Origin of the sequence: Paraburkholderia silvatlantica, from assembly GCF_003096715.1 — a bacterium.
Taxonomy (GTDB): domain Bacteria; phylum Pseudomonadota; class Gammaproteobacteria; order Burkholderiales; family Burkholderiaceae; genus Paraburkholderia; species Paraburkholderia silvatlantica.
The window spans coordinates 47182-64580 of the sequence record NZ_QEOL01000013.1 but is presented as its reverse complement, the minus strand read 5'-3'; the positions used below and the strand labels follow the sequence as shown (position 1 = coordinate 64580).

The 17399-nt window shown below is 63.3% G+C and carries 14 protein-coding genes and 4 pseudogenes; 16 read left to right on the top strand and 2 right to left on the bottom strand.

Features of this window, described 5'->3' with window-relative positions; genetic code table 11:
• Window positions 1-21 precede the first annotated feature (21 nt).
• On the bottom strand, window positions 22-921 hold the full coding sequence (locus C7411_RS18325) for a LysR substrate-binding domain-containing protein (RefSeq protein ID WP_110385726.1): 900 nt from the start codon (window positions 919-921) through the stop codon (window positions 22-24).
• A 165-nt stretch (window positions 922-1086) separates the two neighbouring features.
• Between C7411_RS18325 and C7411_RS18320 the strand changes: the two genes are divergently transcribed.
• The 16 genes and pseudogenes from C7411_RS18320 to C7411_RS18250 form a co-directional block, all read left to right on the top strand.
• On the top strand, window positions 1087-2637 hold the full coding sequence (locus C7411_RS18320; RefSeq protein WP_110385727.1) for an ABC transporter substrate-binding protein: 1551 nt from the start codon (window positions 1087-1089) through the stop codon (window positions 2635-2637).
• A 20-nt stretch (window positions 2638-2657) separates the two neighbouring features.
• Entirely contained in the window at window positions 2658-3575 is a 918-nt protein-coding gene (locus tag C7411_RS18315) for an ABC transporter permease (protein WP_110385728.1), read from the top strand.
• Between the two features lie 13 nt (window positions 3576-3588).
• Window positions 3589-4521, top strand: coding sequence for an ABC transporter permease (locus C7411_RS18310; protein ID WP_110385729.1), 933 nt, complete (start codon window positions 3589-3591; stop codon window positions 4519-4521).
• Window positions 4518-5513, top strand: a complete 996-nt coding sequence (locus C7411_RS18305) for an ABC transporter ATP-binding protein (protein WP_110385730.1) — start codon at window positions 4518-4520, stop codon at window positions 5511-5513. The genes C7411_RS18310 and C7411_RS18305 overlap by 4 nt, the downstream gene beginning before the upstream one ends.
• Window positions 5513-6340: an ATP-binding cassette domain-containing protein gene (locus tag C7411_RS18300; RefSeq protein ID WP_110385731.1), complete on the top strand. Its 828-nt coding sequence runs from the start codon at window positions 5513-5515 to the stop codon at window positions 6338-6340. Before C7411_RS18305 ends, C7411_RS18300 begins: the two co-directional genes overlap by 1 nt.
• A 31-nt stretch (window positions 6341-6371) precedes the next feature.
• Entirely contained in the window at window positions 6372-7781 is a 1410-nt protein-coding gene (locus tag C7411_RS18295) for a M20 family metallopeptidase (protein ID WP_110385732.1), read from the top strand.
• Window positions 7782-7825: 44 nt separating this feature from the next.
• Window positions 7826-8590: an amidohydrolase gene (locus tag C7411_RS18290; protein WP_309147582.1), complete on the top strand. Its 765-nt coding sequence runs from the start codon at window positions 7826-7828 to the stop codon at window positions 8588-8590.
• Between the two features lie 326 nt (window positions 8591-8916).
• Window positions 8917-10326, top strand: a complete 1410-nt coding sequence (locus C7411_RS18285; protein ID WP_110385795.1) for a sigma 54-interacting transcriptional regulator — start codon at window positions 8917-8919, stop codon at window positions 10324-10326.
• Window positions 10226-10435, top strand: a complete 210-nt coding sequence (locus C7411_RS38260; RefSeq protein ID WP_243413220.1) for a hypothetical protein — start codon at window positions 10226-10228, stop codon at window positions 10433-10435. The genes C7411_RS18285 and C7411_RS38260 overlap by 101 nt, the downstream gene beginning before the upstream one ends.
• A pseudogene (locus C7411_RS18280) lies at window positions 10425-11354 on the top strand (ABC transporter ATP-binding protein). The gene C7411_RS38260 and the pseudogene C7411_RS18280 overlap by 11 nt, the downstream one beginning before the upstream one ends.
• A 51-nt stretch (window positions 11355-11405) precedes the next feature.
• The gene (gene cynS, locus C7411_RS18275; protein WP_110385734.1) at window positions 11406-11855 is read left to right on the top strand and encodes a cyanase; all 450 of its coding nucleotides are present in this window, start codon (window positions 11406-11408) and stop codon (window positions 11853-11855) included.
• Window positions 11856-11975: 120 nt separating this feature from the next.
• Window positions 11976-12196 (top strand): annotated as a pseudogene (locus tag C7411_RS38965) (transposase); the annotation flags it as partial.
• An 858-nt stretch (window positions 12197-13054) separates the two neighbouring features.
• Window positions 13055-13303, top strand: a complete 249-nt coding sequence (locus tag C7411_RS38250) for a hypothetical protein (RefSeq protein WP_243413219.1) — start codon at window positions 13055-13057, stop codon at window positions 13301-13303.
• Between the two features lie 271 nt (window positions 13304-13574).
• Entirely contained in the window at window positions 13575-13805 is a 231-nt protein-coding gene (locus C7411_RS18260) for a CopG family transcriptional regulator (RefSeq protein WP_110385735.1), read from the top strand.
• Window positions 13805-14245, top strand: a complete 441-nt coding sequence (locus C7411_RS18255) for a TA system VapC family ribonuclease toxin (protein WP_110385736.1) — start codon at window positions 13805-13807, stop codon at window positions 14243-14245. The genes C7411_RS18260 and C7411_RS18255 overlap by 1 nt, the downstream gene beginning before the upstream one ends.
• 485 nt (window positions 14246-14730) lie before the next feature.
• Window positions 14731-15725: pseudogene (locus C7411_RS18250) on the top strand (TrbL/VirB6 family protein); the annotation flags it as partial.
• Between the two features lie 290 nt (window positions 15726-16015).
• Here C7411_RS18250 and C7411_RS18245 read toward each other — a convergent pair.
• Window positions 16016-16702: pseudogene (locus tag C7411_RS18245) on the bottom strand (IS701 family transposase); the annotation flags it as partial.
• Window positions 16703-17399 lie beyond the last annotated feature (697 nt).

The window sequence follows — 17399 nt, the reverse complement described above, 5'->3', positions numbered from 1 at the left end:
CGCGCGCGGCCACGCGTCGTGTCATAGCCGGGCGCAGAGGAAGTCCAGAAAAATCTGCACGACTTTCGGCAGTGTGCGGCCGACCAGCGTCTGCACCTCGATGTACCGTTCGCCCAGCCCGCGATCCCGGATCGGCACCGCGACCAGTTCGCCGCGCGCGGCCCGATGCCGGATCGTCACTTCGGCCGCGATCGACACCGTGTCCGTCAATGCCGCGAGGTTGTGCAGCGGCTCGGCATAGTTGCTGACGACAGCCGGTTCGAAAGCGAGTCGCTGCTGGCTGGCCGCAATATCGAAGAGTTGCCGTATCGTCGTATTCGTATCAGGCAGCGCAAGCGGGTACCCGCACAGTTGCGCGAGGCTCACCCGCCCGAAACGGGCGAGCGGATGTCCGCTACGCATCACAGCCATCACCGGCGCACGGCTGCGATGCGCGACCCTGATGTCGGTGTGCGTGGTACGACTGAAGACGAGGCCGATATCCACATCCCCTTCGCGCACGCGCCGCGTGACCTCCGACGGCGCGCTGACCGCGAGGCTGAAGTGGATGCCCGGATAATCGGCGCGAAAGGCTGCCATCACGTGCGGCAGAAACTCGATCGCCCCGCCATCCGACGAGGCGAGCCGGACCTTGCCGCGCCGCACACCGTGCAGCGCCTCGATGTCCTGCACGATGCGGTCCGCTTCGAGTGCGACGCGCGACGCATACGCCGCCAGCATTTCCCCCGCTGCGGTCGCGACCATGCCGCGCGACCGGCGCTCGAACAGCGCTGTGTCCAGCGCGCTTTCGAGTCCCGCGATCTGGCGGCTGATCGCGGAGCCGGCCACGTTCAGCCGCTCCGACGATACGCTGATCGAGCCGGTACGAACGACATCGAGAAAGTAACGCAGCGCCGTTTCCTGCAGGTGATGCTGTTTCATGTCCGCTCCACGGGACCGGAAGCGCACCGCCGGCGCCACGAATGAATTGCCGTTTCGGCAACGCAAGATTATTTATTCGATCATAGTCGCAACAAAATTCCCCGGATAGTCTCGACACCAGCCTGCCAAGTTCAACAGTGAAGTCCTGTCACGGGGAACCCATCCATGAACCTTCACGCTGGTCGAATCCGGAATGCCGTCCGCTTCATCGCCGGCTCATCCGTTGCCCTGTCGTCGCTGTTGTGCGCAACGCATGCATTCGCGGACAAGGCGCACGACACCCTGGTCTATGCATCGGACAGCGAAGTCGAGAACGTATCCGCCTATCAGAACAACCTGCGTGAAGGGGTGATCCTCGCGCACCTCATCTGGGATAACCTGATCTACGAGGACCCCGCGACCGGCCAGTTCAAACCGGAACTGGCCACCGCATGGAAATGGGAATCGCCGACCTCGCTGCTGCTCGATCTGCGCCATGACGTCAAATTCCAGAACGGCGACCCGTTCACCGCCGCTGATGTTGCGTTCACGTTCAACTACATGACCGCACCGGACTCGAAAGTCATCACACGGCAGAACGTAGACTGGATCAAGGGGGCACAGAAGGTCAGTGACTACCAGGTACGCATCCAGCTGAAAGCGCCGTTTCCAGCCGCGCTCGAATACCTCGCCGGACCGTTGCCGATCTACCCTGAAGCGTACTTCCGCAAGGTTGGTCCGGAAGGTTTCAGCAAGGCGCCGGTCGGCACCGGCCCGTATCGCGTCACGTCGATCCAGCCTGGTGTCGGGGTAACGCTCGTTAAGAATTCGAACTACTTCAGCGGCAGCCCCCTCGGCCAGCCGAAGATAGGCACGATCCGCTTCGTCGTGATCCCGGACCCGGAAACGCGCGCCGCACAACTGATGACCGGCGCCGTGGACTGGATCTGGCGAGTACCAGCCGACCAGGCGCAATCGCTGAAAGCGACGCCGAACCTGACGGTCGCCGGCGGCGAGACGATGCGTATCGGCTTCCTGACGATGGACGACCAGGGCACGTCGGCGCCCAATTCGCCGTTCAGGGACGTGCGCGTGCGGCAAGCTGTCAACTATGCGGTCAATCGCGCGGCACTCGCGAACGACCTCGTGCGCGGCGGCAGCCAGCCTATCTATGCGCCGTGCTTCCACACGCAGTTCGGCTGCGATGCGAGCGTCGCGCTCAGGTACGGCTACGACCCGGCGAAGGCGCGGGAACTGCTGAAGGAAGCCGGCTACCCCAATGGCTTCGAGACGGACCTTTACGCATATCGCGAGCGCGACTACGCGGAAGCGATCATTGGCGACCTGCGCAAGGTCGGCATCGTCGCGCACCTGCATTACCTCCAGTATGCGGCGCTGCGCACCGCGTATCGCGCTGGCAAGACGCCGATGACGTTCCAGGCGTGGGGTTCGTATTCCGTCAACGACGCCTCTGCATCGCTGGGCGCGTTCTTCAAGGGCGGCCCCGACGACACCGCGAAAGATCCGGCCGTGATGAAGGACATCGGCATCGCCGATGCCTCGAACGACCCCACCGAGCGCAAGGCCCACTACGCAGCCGCGTTGAAACGCATCAGCGAACAGGCGTACTGGGCGCCGCTGTTCTCGTACTCGACCAACTACGCATTCACGTCGGACCTGAACTTCCAGCCGTGGCCCGACGAGCTGCCGCGCTTTTATCAGGCCAGCTGGAAGTAACCGACGTCACGGAGCCGAGCATGCTCGTCTACATCGCCCGCCGCCTTGCGCTTGCGCTCGCGGTCGCCTTCACCGTGTCACTCGTCAGTTTTGCGCTGCTGCACCTGTCCGGCGACCTCGCCACGTCGATCGCCGGCCCCGAGGCGTCCGCGCAGCAGGTCGAGGAAATTCGCACGCAGTACGGACTCGACCGGCCGCTGCCGGCACAGTACGTGGACTGGCTCTGGCATGCCGTACATCTTGATTTCGGCCGCTCGTTCTTCTTCCAGGACACGGTGATGGACCTGATCGGCCAGCGCCTGCCGGTCACGCTGAAACTCGGCGCAGTGTCGCTTGCGCTGGCCGTGGCGGTCGCGATTCCGCTCGGCGTGCTGGCTGCGATCTTCCGCGACACGTGGATCGACCGGCTGTCGCTGTTCGTGGCAGTCATCGGCCAGGCGATGCCGAGCTTCTGGTTTGGCCTCGCGCTGATCCTCGTATTCTCGGTCTGGCTGCGCTGGCTGCCGGTCGCGGGCAACACGCACTGGCAGAACTTCGTGCTGCCCGCGATCGCGCTCGGCTACTACGCGACGCCGTCGATGATGCGGCTCACGCGCGCCGGCATGCTCGACGTGCTCGGCGCTGACTACATCCGCACCGCGCGCGCGAAGGGGCTGTCCCCAGCGCGCGTGATCTTGCGCCATGCGTTACGCAACGCGCTGATTCCCGTGGTCGCGCTCGCGGCCGTCGAGCTGGGCTTCATGCTCGGCGGCTCGGTCGTCATCGAGTCGGTGTTTTCGCTACAGGGGCTCGGCCAGCTCGCCTGGGACGCCATCGGACGCAGCGACTTTCCGGTCGTGCAGGCAGTGGTCCTGCTGATCGCGATGTTCTACATCGGCCTGACCTTTCTCGCCGACGTGGCGAACGCCGCGCTCGATCCGCGCCTGCGTGCCGGCTAACCCGAGGACCGCCATGACGACAGGACTCTCTTCCCCGCGCGGCGACGCCGCCTCACTCGACCTGCGCGTGCCGGCGCCTGCCTGGCATCGTGCGCTGCGGCGCGTGGTCGGTCATCGCGGCCTCGCGCTCGGCGCGGCGCTGCTCGGCGCGATCGTGCTCGCCGCGCTGCTCGCACCATGGCTCGCGCCCCACGACCCTTATGCACAGGATCTCGGCAGCCGTCTGATTCCGCCCATATGGCACGCGAACGGCAGTTGGGACCACCCGCTCGGTACTGACAAGCTCGGGCGCGACTACCTGAGCCGGCTGCTATACGGTGCGCGCGTGTCGCTTCTGATCGGTTTTGCGGCCGCCGCGCTGTCCGGCCTGATCGGCACGACGCTCGGCGTGGTTGCCGGCTACTTTGGCGGCCACACGGACAGCGCAATCAGCTACGTGCTGACGACGCGCCTCGCAATGCCAGTGATCCTCGTCGCGCTCGCGCTGTCGTCGTTGATCGGCACCTCGCTGAAAACCGTGATCCTGCTGCTCGGCTTCCTGATCTGGGACCGCTTCGCGGTCGTGTCGCGCTCGGTCACGCAGCAACTGCGCGACGCGGAATTCATCGCGGCGGCAAAAGCCATCGGCGCCTCGACGCCGTACATCATGCTGCGCGAGCTGCTGCCGAACATCGCGAACGCGCTGATCGTCGTGCTGACGCTGGAAATGGCCCACGCGATCCTGCTCGAAGCCGCGCTGTCGTTTCTCGGGCTCGGCGTCCCGCCGCCACTGCCGTCGTGGGGGCTGATGATCTCCGAGGGCAAGACGTACATGTTCTTCCAGCCGTGGGTCATTGTGATTCCGGGGGTCGCGCTTGCGGTGCTCGTGCTCGCGATCAATCTGGTGGGCGACGGCCTGCGCGACCTGAACGCGCCCGATGGCCGTAACGGTGGGAGCCTGCGATGAGCGCACTGCTCGAGGTGGAACATTTGCAGGTGGAACTGCCCACGCCGAACGGCCCGCTGCGCGCAGTGCGCGGCATCGACCTCGAGATCGCGCGTGGCGAAATGCTGTGCCTCGTCGGCGAATCCGGCTGCGGCAAGTCCATGACGTCGCTCGCGCTGATGGGACTGCTGCCCCGCCGGGCGAAGCGTACCGCGCAGCGGCTGCGGCTCGACGGCCGTGATCTGTCCGCGCTGAATGACCGCGACATGGCGAAGCTGCGCGGCAACCGTATCGCGATGATCTTCCAGGAGCCGATGACCTCGCTGAACCCGTCGCATACGATCGGCCGCCAGCTCGTCGAGGCGCTGCGCCAGCATCGCAGCGTGACGCGCGCGCAGGCGCGCGACCGCGCGGTCTATCTGCTGGAGCGCACCGGCATGACAAACGCCGCGCAGCGGCTCGGCCAGTATCCGCACCAGTTGTCGGGCGGACTGCGGCAGCGCGTGATGATCGCGATGGCACTGATGTGCGAACCCGACCTGATCGTCGCCGACGAGCCGACGACCGCACTCGATGTGACGATCCAGGCGCAGATACTGCGCATGCTGCGCGAGCTGCAGCAGGAGTTCGGCACCGCCGTGCTGTTCGTCACGCACGACCTCGGTGTCGTCGCACGCATCGCCGACCGCGTCGCCGTGATGTACGCCGGCCAGCTCGTCGAGACCGCGCCGGTCGGCACGTTGTTCGCCCAGCCCGCGCATCCCTATACGCGCGGACTGCTCGGCTGCATCCCGGTACGCGGCCGGCAGCGGCCCGGCACACACCTGACCGCGATTCCAGGCGTCGTGCCGTCGCTGCTCGGCGAGTTGTCGGGCTGCGCGTTCGCGAACCGCTGCGCGCATGCGAGCGACGCGTGCGCGCGAACACCGCCCTACCCAGAACTCGAAGCCGGGCATCGGGTGCGTTGCGTACTCGCGGCCGGCCAGCCGGCCGCGACGGTGGAGGTGCCGTGATGCGCGACGACATCGCCCTCGAACTGGTCTCGCTTGCACGCACGTTCACGCTGCGGCGCGGGCTGTTCGGCCCCGCCGCGGAACTGCGCGCGGTGGACGACGTATCGTTGCGGCTATATCGCGGCGAGACGCTCGGTCTGGTCGGCGAATCGGGCTGCGGCAAGAGCACGCTCGCGAAGATGCTGCTCGGCCTGCTCGACCCCACCGGTGGCCACGTGCTGATCGGCGGAAGGGAAATCGATCCGCGCGAACGGCGCGCGATGGCGCGCCGCATCCAGCCGATCTTCCAGGACCCGTACTCGTCGCTGAACCCGCGCAAGACGGTCGCGCAGATCGTCGCGCTGCCGCTGAAACTGCACGGCAAAGGCAGCGCCGCCAGCCAGCAGACCGAAGTCCGCCGGATGCTGGATCTCGTCGGCATGCCCACACGCACGCACGACCAGCTTCCAGGCCAGCTCTCCGGCGGCCAGCGCCAGCGCGTGGCGATCGCGCGCGCACTGATCCTTCGCCCGGAGATCCTGATCTGCGACGAGCCAACCTCCGCGCTGGACGTATCGGTGCAGGCGCAGATCCTGAACCTGCTGCTCGACCTGAAGACGGAGTTCGGCCTCAGCTATCTGTTCATCAGCCACAATCTCGGCGTGGTCGAGCACCTTGCCGACCGTGTCGCAGTGATGTACCGCGGACAGATCGTCGAACTCGCGGATCGCGAGACGCTCTTCGAGCGTCCCGCTCACCCGTACACACGCCGGCTGCTGGCGTCGGCCCTCACGCCGGAGCCCGGCCTAGGGCTTCCCGAGTTTGCGCCCCCTCCCGTCACGAACTGAACCGACCACGACCCGACCGAGGACTGACTTCATGAGCCGCGAGCAAGCCATTGCGTATGCCACCGGATATTTCGACGACGGCAGTTTCCTGCAGGTGCTGGGCGAGCGCGTCGCGCACCGCACCGAGAGCCAGGCGAGCGACAGCCTGCCCGCCCTGCAGGCCTATCTGGACGGGAACCTGATTCCCGCGTTCGAAGCGCTGGGATTCACCTGCCGCTGCGTGCCGAACCCGGTGCCAGAACGCGGCCCGTTCCTGCTCGCCGAACGGATCGAGGACCCGTCGGCGCTCACGCTGCTGACGTACGGACACGGCGATGTCGTGCACGGCTACGATGCACAGTGGCAGCCAGGCCTTGTGCCGTGGACGCTGACCGTCGATGGCGATCGCTGGTATGGCCGGGGTACCGCTGACAACAAGGGGCAGCACACGATCAATCTCGCCGCACTCGCGCAGGTGCTGCGCGCGCGCGGCGGCAGGCTCGGCTACAACGTGAAGGCGATCGTCGAGATGGGCGAGGAAGCCGGCTCGCCCGGCCTCGCTGAAATGTGCGCGGCGAACCGCGACGCGCTTCGCGCCGACCTGTTCATCGCGTCCGACGGGCCGCGCGTGAGCGCCGCGCGCCCGACGCTCTTCATGGGCTCGCGCGGCAGCGCGAACTTCACGCTGTCGGTGAAGCTGCGCAACGGCGCCCATCATTCCGGCAACTGGGGTGGCCTGCTGCGCAGCCCCGGCATCCGGCTCGTGCACGCGCTGGCGTCGATCGTCGATGAGCGCGGACAGATTCGCGTCGCCGGCCTGCGTCCGCCGGCGATTCCGCCGGCCGTGCGTGCCGCGCTCGCGTCGCTGTCAGTCGGCGGCGGCCCGAACGATCCCGCCATCGATCCGGACTGGGGCGAGCAGGACCTCACGCCGGTCGAACGGGTGTTCGGCTGGAACAGCTTCGAAGTGCTGGCGTTCAAGACCGGCAATCCGGAAAACCCGGCCAACGCGATTCCCGGCCACGCATACGCGCACTGCCAGATGCGCTTCGTGGTCGGCAGCGACGCGGCGCATTTCCTTGATCGCCTGCGCGCCCATCTGGATGCACACGGATTCACTGACGTGCAGGTGTCGCCCTATACAAGCTTCATGGAAGCCACGCGCCTCGACCCGGACGACCCGTGGGTCGAATGGGGCACGCGCTCGATCGCGGCGACCCTCGGCACGGCCCCGGTGCTGCTGCCGAATCTCGGTGGCTCGCTGCCCAATGACGTGTTCGCCGACATTCTCGGGCTGCCAACGCTGTGGGTCCCGCATTCGTATCCGGCCTGCTCGCAACACGCACCAAACGAACACCTGCTCGGCAGCGTCGCCCGGGAAGGCCTGCAGATCATGGCCGGACTGTTCTGGGATCTCGGCGACGAGGGCGAGCGGATTCGGGCAGCGCGACAGGCCCGATAAACGAAGCTCTGTCATTCCATCGGGAAGGGAAAAACCTTACCCCCATGAGCGCAATCTGTTACTGCGAAATCGCTGATCTGGCCGAAGCCGGGACGCAGCTCGACGAGATCCGTCACCACCTGCACCGCCATCCGGAACTGTCATACGAGGAAGCCGACACGTCGCGCTTCGTCGCGGAGCAGCTCGAAGCGTGGGGATACGACGTGACGCGCAGCATTGGTGGACACGGGCTCGTCGCGTCGCTGAAGGTTGGCATCGGTACGCGCACGGTCGGCGTGCGCGCCGACATGGACGCGCTGCCGATCCACGAGCAGACCGGTCTCGACTACGCGAGCATCCACGACGACAAGATGCACGCGTGCGGCCATGACGGCCACACTACCATTCTGCCCGGCACTGCACAGCAACTCGCGAAGACGCGCGATTTTGACGGCACCGTGCATCTGATCTTCCAGCCGGTCGAAGAGGCCGGATCGGACAGCGGCGCGGAATGCATGATCGCCGACGGGCTGTTCGAGCGCTTTCCGTGCGATGCGATCTTCGGGCTGCACAACCATCCGGGCGTGCCGGCCGGCACGTTCGGCTTTCGCGCCGGCCCGCTGATGGCCGCGTGCGATACGGTGAAGCTGCGCACCGTCGGGCGCGGCGATCATGCGGCGCGCCCGCACCTCGCAGTCGACCCGGTGGTGGTCGGCAGCAGCATCGAGATGGCGCTGCAGTCGATCGTCGGGCGCAACGTCGATCCGAACGAAGCGGCAGTGGTCACGGTCGGCTCGTTCCAGTCCGGCCACGCGCCGAACGATAGATGAGCGTGCGCTCGTTCTCGCCGCAGGTGCGCGAGACGCTCGACGCGCGCATCCGCGCGCTCGTCGACGCACGGGCGCACTCATATGGCGCGACGGTCGAGATCGAATTCATCCTCGGCTATCGCCAGCAATTTTGTTCCAGCAGACATTGCCGGCCAGCTGATGGAGAATTGGCGATGTCCAGCTACAACGGCACGCATACGGCTGTACTGTGCGCCGACTTTTCCGAACCCTTTACCAATCGAAAACAGTTCTCCGCCGCCATGTCGTCGCGTGTCAGCACACTCATCCACGATACCGATTCCCCAGCCTTCTGGCGCGAGCAGGAAATGCTGCCGCTCCAGCAAACCATGGCACTGATAGGAAAGAGCCTGTCGCCTGACGTTGTGCTGCGCGAGATTCTTCACCTGATGTCCGAACTGCTGGGACTCAACCGCGGACGCGTGGTGCTGCAGGACGTCTCGAGCAACACGTCCCGCATTCGCCATGCTTATGGACTCACCCAGGAGGAAATCGCCAGAGGCTGCTATGGACCCGACGAAGGCGTGACCGGCCATGTGCTGATGCACGGACAATTGGTCATTGTCCAGGACATCGACCAGGATGACACCTTTCTGGCCCGCGCCGTTACTCGCGACAAACTTCCTCAAGGTCAAGGGCCGGTGTCATTCATCGCGCTGCCGCTCCGGATCGAAGACAGGACGGTCGGCGTGCTCGCGTGTCATCGCATCCGCGGCCGCAATCGCGCGTTATCCAGCGACATTGCGATCTTGCGAATCATTTCGACGCTCGTCGGTCAGCTTCTTCAACTGAATGCGATGCTGGAAGCGAAAACGCGCGCGCTTGAAGAGCAGAACCGGATTCTGGTCCACGCCCTGGAGCACGAAAACGCGCGCTACGGCATCGTCGGCACGTCGCCCCCACTGCTGCGCGCGATATCGGAACTGGAACGGGTTTCCGACGCGACGGCCAGCGTGCTGCTGCTGGGCGAATCGGGCACCGGCAGGGAATTGTTCGCCCGCGCGCTGCATCTGGCCGGACAGCGGCGCGACAAGCCGTTCATCAAGGTCAACTGCGCGGCGATCCCCGATACGCTGTTCGAATCGGAACTCTTCGGCTACGAACGCGGTGCATTCACGGGAGCCAGCAGCAGTCGCGAGGGCCTGTTCGAGCAAGCATGCGCGGGCACGATTTTTCTTGATGAAATCGGCGAGCTGCCGCTGTCGATGCAAGGCAAACTGCTGCGCACGTTGCAAGAAGGTACGCTCACGCGTCTTGGCGGCAAACAGGAGATTCGTGTCGACGTCAGGCTCGTCGCCGCCACCAACCGGAGTCTTGAAACCGAAGTCGCCCATGGACGCTTCCGGCAAGACCTCTACTTCCGCCTCAACGTGATTCCAATCCGTCTGCCGTCGCTAGCCGAGCGCCGGGGAGACATCCGAGAGTTCGCGCTGCATTTCCTGAGCCGCGCGAACCAAGCCAATCAACGCAATGTAAGTCTCGCGCCCGACGCTTTCCTGCAGCTCGAAGCCTATCGGTGGCCCGGCAATATCCGTGAACTCTCAGCTCGAAGTCGCGCCGCTCCGCAAGGCGTTCCGGATCGTCCTGCCGGCGGCCGCGCCGACCATCCTCACCGGCATGCGCATCTCGATGGGCATCGCATGGCTCGTGATCGTGGCCGCCGAAATGCTCGTCGGCAGCACCGGAATCGGCTATTTCGTCTGGAACGAGTGGAATAACCTGTCGTTGAGCCACGTGATCTTCGCAGTGCTGGTCATCGGCGTGGTCGGCATGCTGCTCGACCTCATTTTCGCCTCCGTTCAAAAGAAGGTCACCTATGTCGAGTAATCATGGCCAGCCATCGGCAGGGCATGCGTTCGTCGAAGTCGATGCGCTTTCGAAACACTATCGCGAAGACCTTCCACCCGTTTTCGACGATGTGAACTTTCGCATCGAACGCGGTGAATTCATCTGCATCATCGGGCACTCGGGCTGCGGTAAGAACACGATCCTGAACGTGCTGGCCGGCCTCGAAAGGGCTACGGGCGGCGGCGTGATCATGGACGGCAGGGAGATCGACGGGCCGAGCCTGGATCGCGGCGTGGTGTTCCAAAGCCACGCACTACTGCCGTGGCTGACAGCCCGGCAGAACATCGCGTTCGCGGTCCGCTCGCGGCACCCCGAATGGTTCCGCCAGCAAGTCGATGCGCACGCGACGCGCTTTCTCGACATGGTCGGGCTGTCACATGCCGGTGACAAGAAACCATCGGAGCTCTCGGGAGGGACGAAGCAGCGTGTCGGCATTGCGCGCGCGTTCTCGGTCGAGCCAAAAATGCTGTTGATGGACGAGCCGTTCGGCGCGCTCGACGCGCTGACTCGCGGCGTCATCCAGGACGAACTGCTGAGAATCTGGTCCGCTACGCACCAAACCGTTTTTATGATCACGCATGATGTCGACGAGGCAATCCTGCTGGCCGACAGGATTTTCCTGATGAGCAATAGCCCTCGCGCGCGCCTCGCAGAAATCGTGGTCAACACGCTGCCCCGCGATCGAACTCGCGACTCACTTCATCACGACCTACAGTTCTAACGGATCCGCAATCATCTGATCGATTTTCTCGTACGCCGCTCGACCGAGATTCAGCAGGACACCGGGCGTGCAGAGGCAACACGATCACCACCTCATATCGTCCACCCGGGTCTTGCGCAGACCGAGGTTGTCGATATGAACGCCAGCCGTACGGTGCGTCTCACCGTGACCGGCTAGCCAATGCAGTAACGCAGTCATTCCATGTTTTACTTTATACGGAGCCAACTCATGATTTCGAATCGCAACCAGGTAACCGAGATGATCCTTGCCGCGAAGGTAAGCAAGGGAATCAAATGGTCCGAAGTATCCGAAAAAATCGGCTTGTCCAAGGAATGGACAACCGCCGCCTGCCTCGGCCAGATGACACTGGACAAGAAGCAGGCCGAGACGGTCGGTGCGCTGTTCGGACTGCCCGACGAGGCGGTAGCGTGGCTGCAGATCGTGCCGTACAAAGGCTCACTTCCGACGGCAGTACCGACCGATCCGCTGATCTACCGCTGGTACGAAATCGTCAGCGTCTATGGCACGACGATCAAGGAACTCATCCATGAAGAGTTCGGCGACGGCATCATGAGCGCGATCGACTTTTCGATGGATATTCAGCGCAAGGCCGATCCGAAGGGTGACCGTGTCAACGTGGTGCTGTCAGGGAAGTTCCTGCCATACAAGACCTACTGAGTATCCCCAAGCACTCACGTAGCCAATGTTGGCCCGCTCCCGATGGGCTTATCGATAAACGTGGAAGTCGGGTGACCGAAACAGACGGTCGCACGCCCGAAACGCCCGCGTAGGAATTAAGAAGTCGAGCCGACCAAGTATTTCCTGAGTACGTGCCGGCCGACACCCCAATCAAGGAACTGGTACGGCTTGCAAAACTGTGCTGGCGTATCGAGCGCGATTATCAGGATCTCAAGCAGGAGCTTGGTTTGGGACATTTCGAGGGTCGCAGTTGGCGCGGCTTTCATCACCACGCGACGCTGTGCATAGCGGCTTATGGCTTTCTCGTCACCGAGCGACTCCGCCACCGCGTAAACCGTGTGACCAGGCCCGATAGCATGACATGCGCAACCGATGCGAGCAGCGTGCGCGAAGGTGTACGGGAAGATGTGCGCTCAAGTGCGAATGTGCGACGTCATCCCATGCGCACATTATGCGAGATACGTGCGCCAAGCCTACGCGACCGGTGACTAACCGGTTGCGTCCGGACGGCGTATCGGCGTGCGTTTCCAGGTGCGTACCGATGTGCGTATGCGTGATGGTGTTATATCAAGATGTCAACGGGGTGCGTAAAGGTGTGCGCTGTGGTTACGCGATGAAATGCGCATGCGCGGTCGACAGCGTGTGCCTTCCCGATGCGTATCTCCTGCGAATTGGCGTGACGCGTGCGTATGGGCAATGAACCGGCTGAGCCCCGCAGGGTCCTTCTTCATGTGCAGCGGAATACACAACGCGTCAGCATGGCATGCGCGCACGTGGTGCAGGGCTTGCACTTTTACTGCTCATTGCACGCGTCTTTTTCTTTCCTCGCAGCACGCAAGGTCGCGATAACCGGTGTGCGTACCGATTGCGCACATTCTGCGAACGGTGGTGCGTCAAGGCAGATGCGTTGCGTGCGTACGACGTGCGAAAAAAGTGCGTTGTGCTCTTGGTTTCCCACGGCGTCCGTGGCAGTCCCCCTGCGTTTCGCGTGCGACAAAGCGGCGTTGACAGGTGCGCTGCGTGTGCGCAGGATGAAGTGCTGGTGGCGTGACGCGGATGCGTTCAGAAGGCGCGGATGTCTGTTGCCACGAAAGCGTAGTGGGAGGCGTTTGCACGCGATTTCGATGCGTTGCCGGAAAACCCCGAGGCGCGGCGGGGGCGTGACGGTGCGCGACGCAATGCGCGTTCTGCGTGTCCATATCCGCGACGCGCAGACGAAGGGCTACAGCCTGGAGCAGATCGCCGAGCAGGCGCGCGGTGCGGGCATCGGGATCGCGGCGGGCACGATCCGGTATGCGCTGCGTGCAGCCGGGAGAGGCGGCGGCGCGGGTCATGCCGCGCGCACGGCGAACCGGGCACCTGCGCAGAGCCCCGAGACGACACTGAAGGACGAGGGCCAGAAGGCAAACCGCAACCCACGCCAGTGAAGGGCTCATCCGCATTTGCGATCCAGCCTGATCCCGACGATCTTTGAGGATGGACGGTGGGGCGTGCATTTGTGAATTCGGTGCGCTGTGGCTGAGGCCTGATCGGGAGCCGGAGGATCCACTGCCGGATGGATCGGAGCGGCAGTGCGCGGGACGCTGGGCACGTTCCACAGCTTGCTTCGCGGCAACTGCCGTGTGGTAGGGATGATGACTGATGCTTGATGTTTGATGCGATCGGCGTTATCCTGACGATGTGCCACAGGAGGACGTCATGCGAACCACCCTCGATATCGACGACGATGTGCTTGCGCTCGCGCGTGCCCGTGCCGAGCGTGAGCGCGTCTCGATTGGCCGTGTGCTGTCCACCCTCGCCCGTGCGGCGCTGCAGCCGACGGGGACTTCGCCAGCCATGCGCAACGGGCTGCCCGTGCTGCCGAACGCACGCACTGCGCGTCCGGTCACGCCCGAACTCGTCAACCAGTTGCGCGACGAGGCGCCCTGATGGCGTATCTGCTTGACGTGAACGTCCTGATCGCGCTACTCGATGCCGGCCATGTGCAGCACGAAGCGGCGCATATGTGGTTTGGCCGGGTCGGGCGGGGCGCCTGGGCGACCTGCCCGCTCACCGAAAACGGCGTGCTGCGCATTATCGGGAACCCGCGCTACCCGAACACGATGGAAACGCCTGCAGCGGTCGCGCCGCTCGTTGCGCAGCTGCGCGCGCACCCCGGCCACGAATTCTGGCCCGACGACGCGAGCCTGCTCAATCCGGATCATGTTGACGCGAGCCGCCTGCTCGCGACCGACCAGGTCACCGACACTTATCTGCTTGCGCTCGCGCGCCTGCACGGTGGCAGCCTGGCCACCTTCGATCGCAGGCTGGTGGTGGATGCCGTACCGGACGGCGTGCGCCATCTTGAGGTGATCAACCAGGCGGGATGAAGCGGCTCCCGGGGCTACGCCCGTTATCCTGCCGTCCGGTGTTCCTTGTTGACGGAACCCGTCTATAAAGAAAACACAACTGGATCCGGCCAACGTGCGAAGCACGACCGAGTACACGTTAGCGGCCCGTGATATCGATGTGTGGATGTACTCGCCGTAACGTAACATATGAAAGCCTGCGCAAGCAGGCTTTTGGTTTTCTGGAATCCGGTCTCTTCCGGTGGCGTGCTCTCCTGGCATTTGCGCCGGCGCGGTGAGGAACATTTCCCGCCTGCCACTGTCGATTTCCCGGGCCTCCTGAAGACGGAGGCTGTCCATGAGATTGTCCACGGTACAGTACCCCTTACGGCCTATCCCGGCCATCGCGGTGCCTGCGCACATCGTTGAAGGGTGTGGTCCTGCAACCGCCTGTCATCTGAGATCGCATTCCAGATTGGTTTGCAGTACGAATTAGTAACCTCTGGCTACGCGGCGGGAGGTGTCCGATGAGCGGCTTCTTTACCGCAGTGGGCGGCATGCTGGAAAACGGCATGTCGACCTACGTGACCAGTGTGTCCTCGGCCCTGTCCAGTGCGATTGTGCCTGTGGTGACAACCGAGGTGACTGTCTGGATCGTCGTCTATGGCATTGCCGTGATCCGTGGCGAGGCGCACGAGTCTGTGCTGGCATGCGCATGGCGAAGCATGAAAATGGCCGTGATACTGTCCATTGCGCTGGGTTCCGGGATCTACCAGTCGCAGGTGCTGACGGCAGTGGAAGGGGCGAAGGCGGGACTGGCACAGACGATTCGGAAAGCGGCTGCCAGTGCCGGTGCAGGTAACGCGGGCTGTGGCACCGTCAGTGCGGGTAGTGTGACGGGCAGCAGTGCGGCAGGGATCTACCAGACACTCGACTGCTACGACCGGCAGATCGATCTCGTGGTGGATGCCTATGGTGAAAAGTCGACACACGAAGGCATGAGCATCGCCGGCATCGTCGCGGCGGTCTGTGATGCGGTCAACGGCTGGCTGGCCGGGCTGGGTGGTGCCATCTTCCTGATTGTCCTTACTGTCGAGGTGATGATGGCGAGGATGCTGCTGGATCTGGTAGTGGCGCTCGGGCCCATCTTCATCGCGTGCGCGGCGTTCTGGCCCACCGCGCGCTTCTTCGAGGCATGGACGGCGAAGATCGCAAACTATGCGTTGCTCCAGGTGCTGGTGGCGGCATTTCTTGGACTCGCGCTCGCGGCGTTCTCCGCTGACCTTGCACCGTTCCAGGTCACGACAGCGGCGCCCGATGCCAACGCGTCGGCGCTTCCGGCGTCGGCGCAGACGACGCTCGAAACCGTCTCGCCGGCTGCTGCTGTGCTGGGGATGCTCGTGACGGGGCTACTGTTTGCAACAATCGGATGGCAACTTCCCGCAGTCGCATCGGGGCTCGTGGGCGGGGCGACGATGTCGGGGTTCGGCGCCTTCTCGCGGGCTATGTCTCGCGTGGTGCGGTCAAACCCTGCTGCTCAAGCTCATCGAACCGCTGCCGAATCAGAACGTCATTTTTCATTTTGTTCTGTGCAGGAAGTCGCGGCGTGAGTCCGATTTTGTAGAAACGGGCCAGCTTTTGTAGAAAGCAAAAGGGCTTGCATCGCTGCAAACCCTTTAAATACGAGTGACTCGAACACTCGACCTACGGATTAAGAGGGTATGGTTCAATAAAAATTTCTTTTTAAATCAATACCCTGCTTCGCTCGCCAGCTTGGAACGTAGCCTCAAATAGTCACAATTCGGGTGACTGTAGCGGCTCATTCTTTGCTACTGCCAGCACGAAGGCCTGCCCGCGTGACTCAAGCCACAACCGCAGGTCACGATCACCACCATAAACCTCGTCACCTGTGACCCAGCCGCATGGCAGACCGGCATCCAGCGCACGCTCAAGCATGTTGCGCGCGAGCCGTGGCTTCGTTGCAAACTCCAACGTCGGTGGGATGCCGGCTGCCTTGCAGCGAGATGGGTCATCGGTCCATGCCCGCGGCACATACAGCGCGCGATCGATGAATGCACTGCTGCCGTGACCGGCATAGCAAAGGAATACGCCAACCTGGCAATTCTCGATTCGGCCCGCCGTGCCGCTGTATTGGCGTTGAACGCCGGCCGAGTGCTCACCTTTCTTGACGAAACCAGTTTCGTCCACAATCAGCACTGCATCATGCTCGCCGAGTCGTTCAACCACATATTGGCGTAGTACATCACGCGCAGCATCGGCGTCCCATTGCGCCCGCTCGAGAAGGTGTTGCACGCCGTCCAGCGTTGCCTCGCCAATCCACTCGGCAAGTTGCCAGCCGTTCTTGCGCTCGACTGTGCCCAGCAGCCCCTTCATATAGGCCAGTGAGCGCTGCCGAGGTTCGGGGCGTCTGAACAGCTGTCCGAGACGTTCATGCAATGCGTACAGTTCACGTTCCCACGATTTCGCAATCGCCCGCATCGGCTTATACTCATGTAGTAGTACTGAACAACTATAGCAAAGAAATATACGGCTGTAGTACTAAGGATATCGAGTCGTCGGGCAACTATTACAACAGCCAGCGCGCTTATCTGGGCCAGCGCTATATCGATTTGGCTTTCACCAGGTATTACCAGCACCGCTTTGATCGCGGCCAGCTCGCCGAGTATTTGAACCTGAAGCCGAAGAACTTGCCGACCTTCGCAGAGAAATTCGCGGGGGGAGGTCTCTGATGTACGTACTTGACACCAACGTCATCTCGGACCTACACAAAAACTACTATCGCAAGCGCTTTGTCTCGCTGTGGAAGGAGTTTGACCAACTCGTTGCAGACGAGATGGTGAAAGTAATGTGACAACACGCAACCGGATCGAACATCCACTGCGGTACCTCCGATACGCGCGCCGTCTCGAGCGAATCCAGCGCGCAGCGCAGAACAGTCGCTCCGTTCTTCTCTACAGAGTTGAAGATCCACACCGTACGTCCGTACCATGGGTGCCAGCGATAGAGAACTTCCCGCGACTCGGTAATATGGGTGTTGTGTTGACGGCTTGTACAACCGCAGTCGTCGTCATTCGTCGCTCGGCTTTGCTTCTCCGGAGCGGTTCCTTCGGGACTGGATCGAAGCCCAGCAGACCAAGGACGCCGCTGCATAACTCGGGACCCTTGGAAGGCGAAA

What these genes read in the sequence shown, in the direction of transcription:
- C7411_RS18305 (WP_110385730.1), top strand. Translation starts at nt 4,518, where the DNA reads ATGAGCGCACTGCTCGAGGTGGAACATTTGCAGGTGGAACTGCCCACG.
- C7411_RS18315 (WP_110385728.1), top strand. Translation starts at nt 2,658, where the DNA reads ATGCTCGTCTACATCGCCCGCCGCCTTGCGCTTGCGCTCGCGGTCGCC.
- C7411_RS18295 (WP_110385732.1), top strand. Translation starts at nt 6,372, where the DNA reads ATGAGCCGCGAGCAAGCCATTGCGTATGCCACCGGATATTTCGACGAC.
- C7411_RS18325 (WP_110385726.1), bottom strand. Translation starts at nt 921, where the DNA reads ATGAAACAGCATCACCTGCAGGAAACGGCGCTGCGTTACTTTCTCGAT.
- C7411_RS18290 (WP_309147582.1), top strand. Translation starts at nt 7,826, where the DNA reads ATGAGCGCAATCTGTTACTGCGAAATCGCTGATCTGGCCGAAGCCGGG.
- C7411_RS18300 (WP_110385731.1), top strand. Translation starts at nt 5,513, where the DNA reads ATGCGCGACGACATCGCCCTCGAACTGGTCTCGCTTGCACGCACGTTC.
- C7411_RS18320 (WP_110385727.1), top strand. Translation starts at nt 1,087, where the DNA reads ATGAACCTTCACGCTGGTCGAATCCGGAATGCCGTCCGCTTCATCGCC.
- C7411_RS18310 (WP_110385729.1), top strand. Translation starts at nt 3,589, where the DNA reads ATGACGACAGGACTCTCTTCCCCGCGCGGCGACGCCGCCTCACTCGAC.
- C7411_RS18285 (WP_110385795.1), top strand. Translation starts at nt 8,917, where the DNA reads ATGCTGCCGCTCCAGCAAACCATGGCACTGATAGGAAAGAGCCTGTCG.
- C7411_RS18260 (WP_110385735.1), top strand. Translation starts at nt 13,575, where the DNA reads ATGCGAACCACCCTCGATATCGACGACGATGTGCTTGCGCTCGCGCGT.
- cynS (WP_110385734.1), top strand. Translation starts at nt 11,406, where the DNA reads ATGATTTCGAATCGCAACCAGGTAACCGAGATGATCCTTGCCGCGAAG.
- C7411_RS38250 (WP_243413219.1), top strand. Translation starts at nt 13,055, where the DNA reads ATGCGCGTTCTGCGTGTCCATATCCGCGACGCGCAGACGAAGGGCTAC.
- C7411_RS18255 (WP_110385736.1), top strand. Translation starts at nt 13,805, where the DNA reads ATGGCGTATCTGCTTGACGTGAACGTCCTGATCGCGCTACTCGATGCC.
- C7411_RS38260 (WP_243413220.1), top strand. Translation starts at nt 10,226, where the DNA reads ATGCGCATCTCGATGGGCATCGCATGGCTCGTGATCGTGGCCGCCGAA.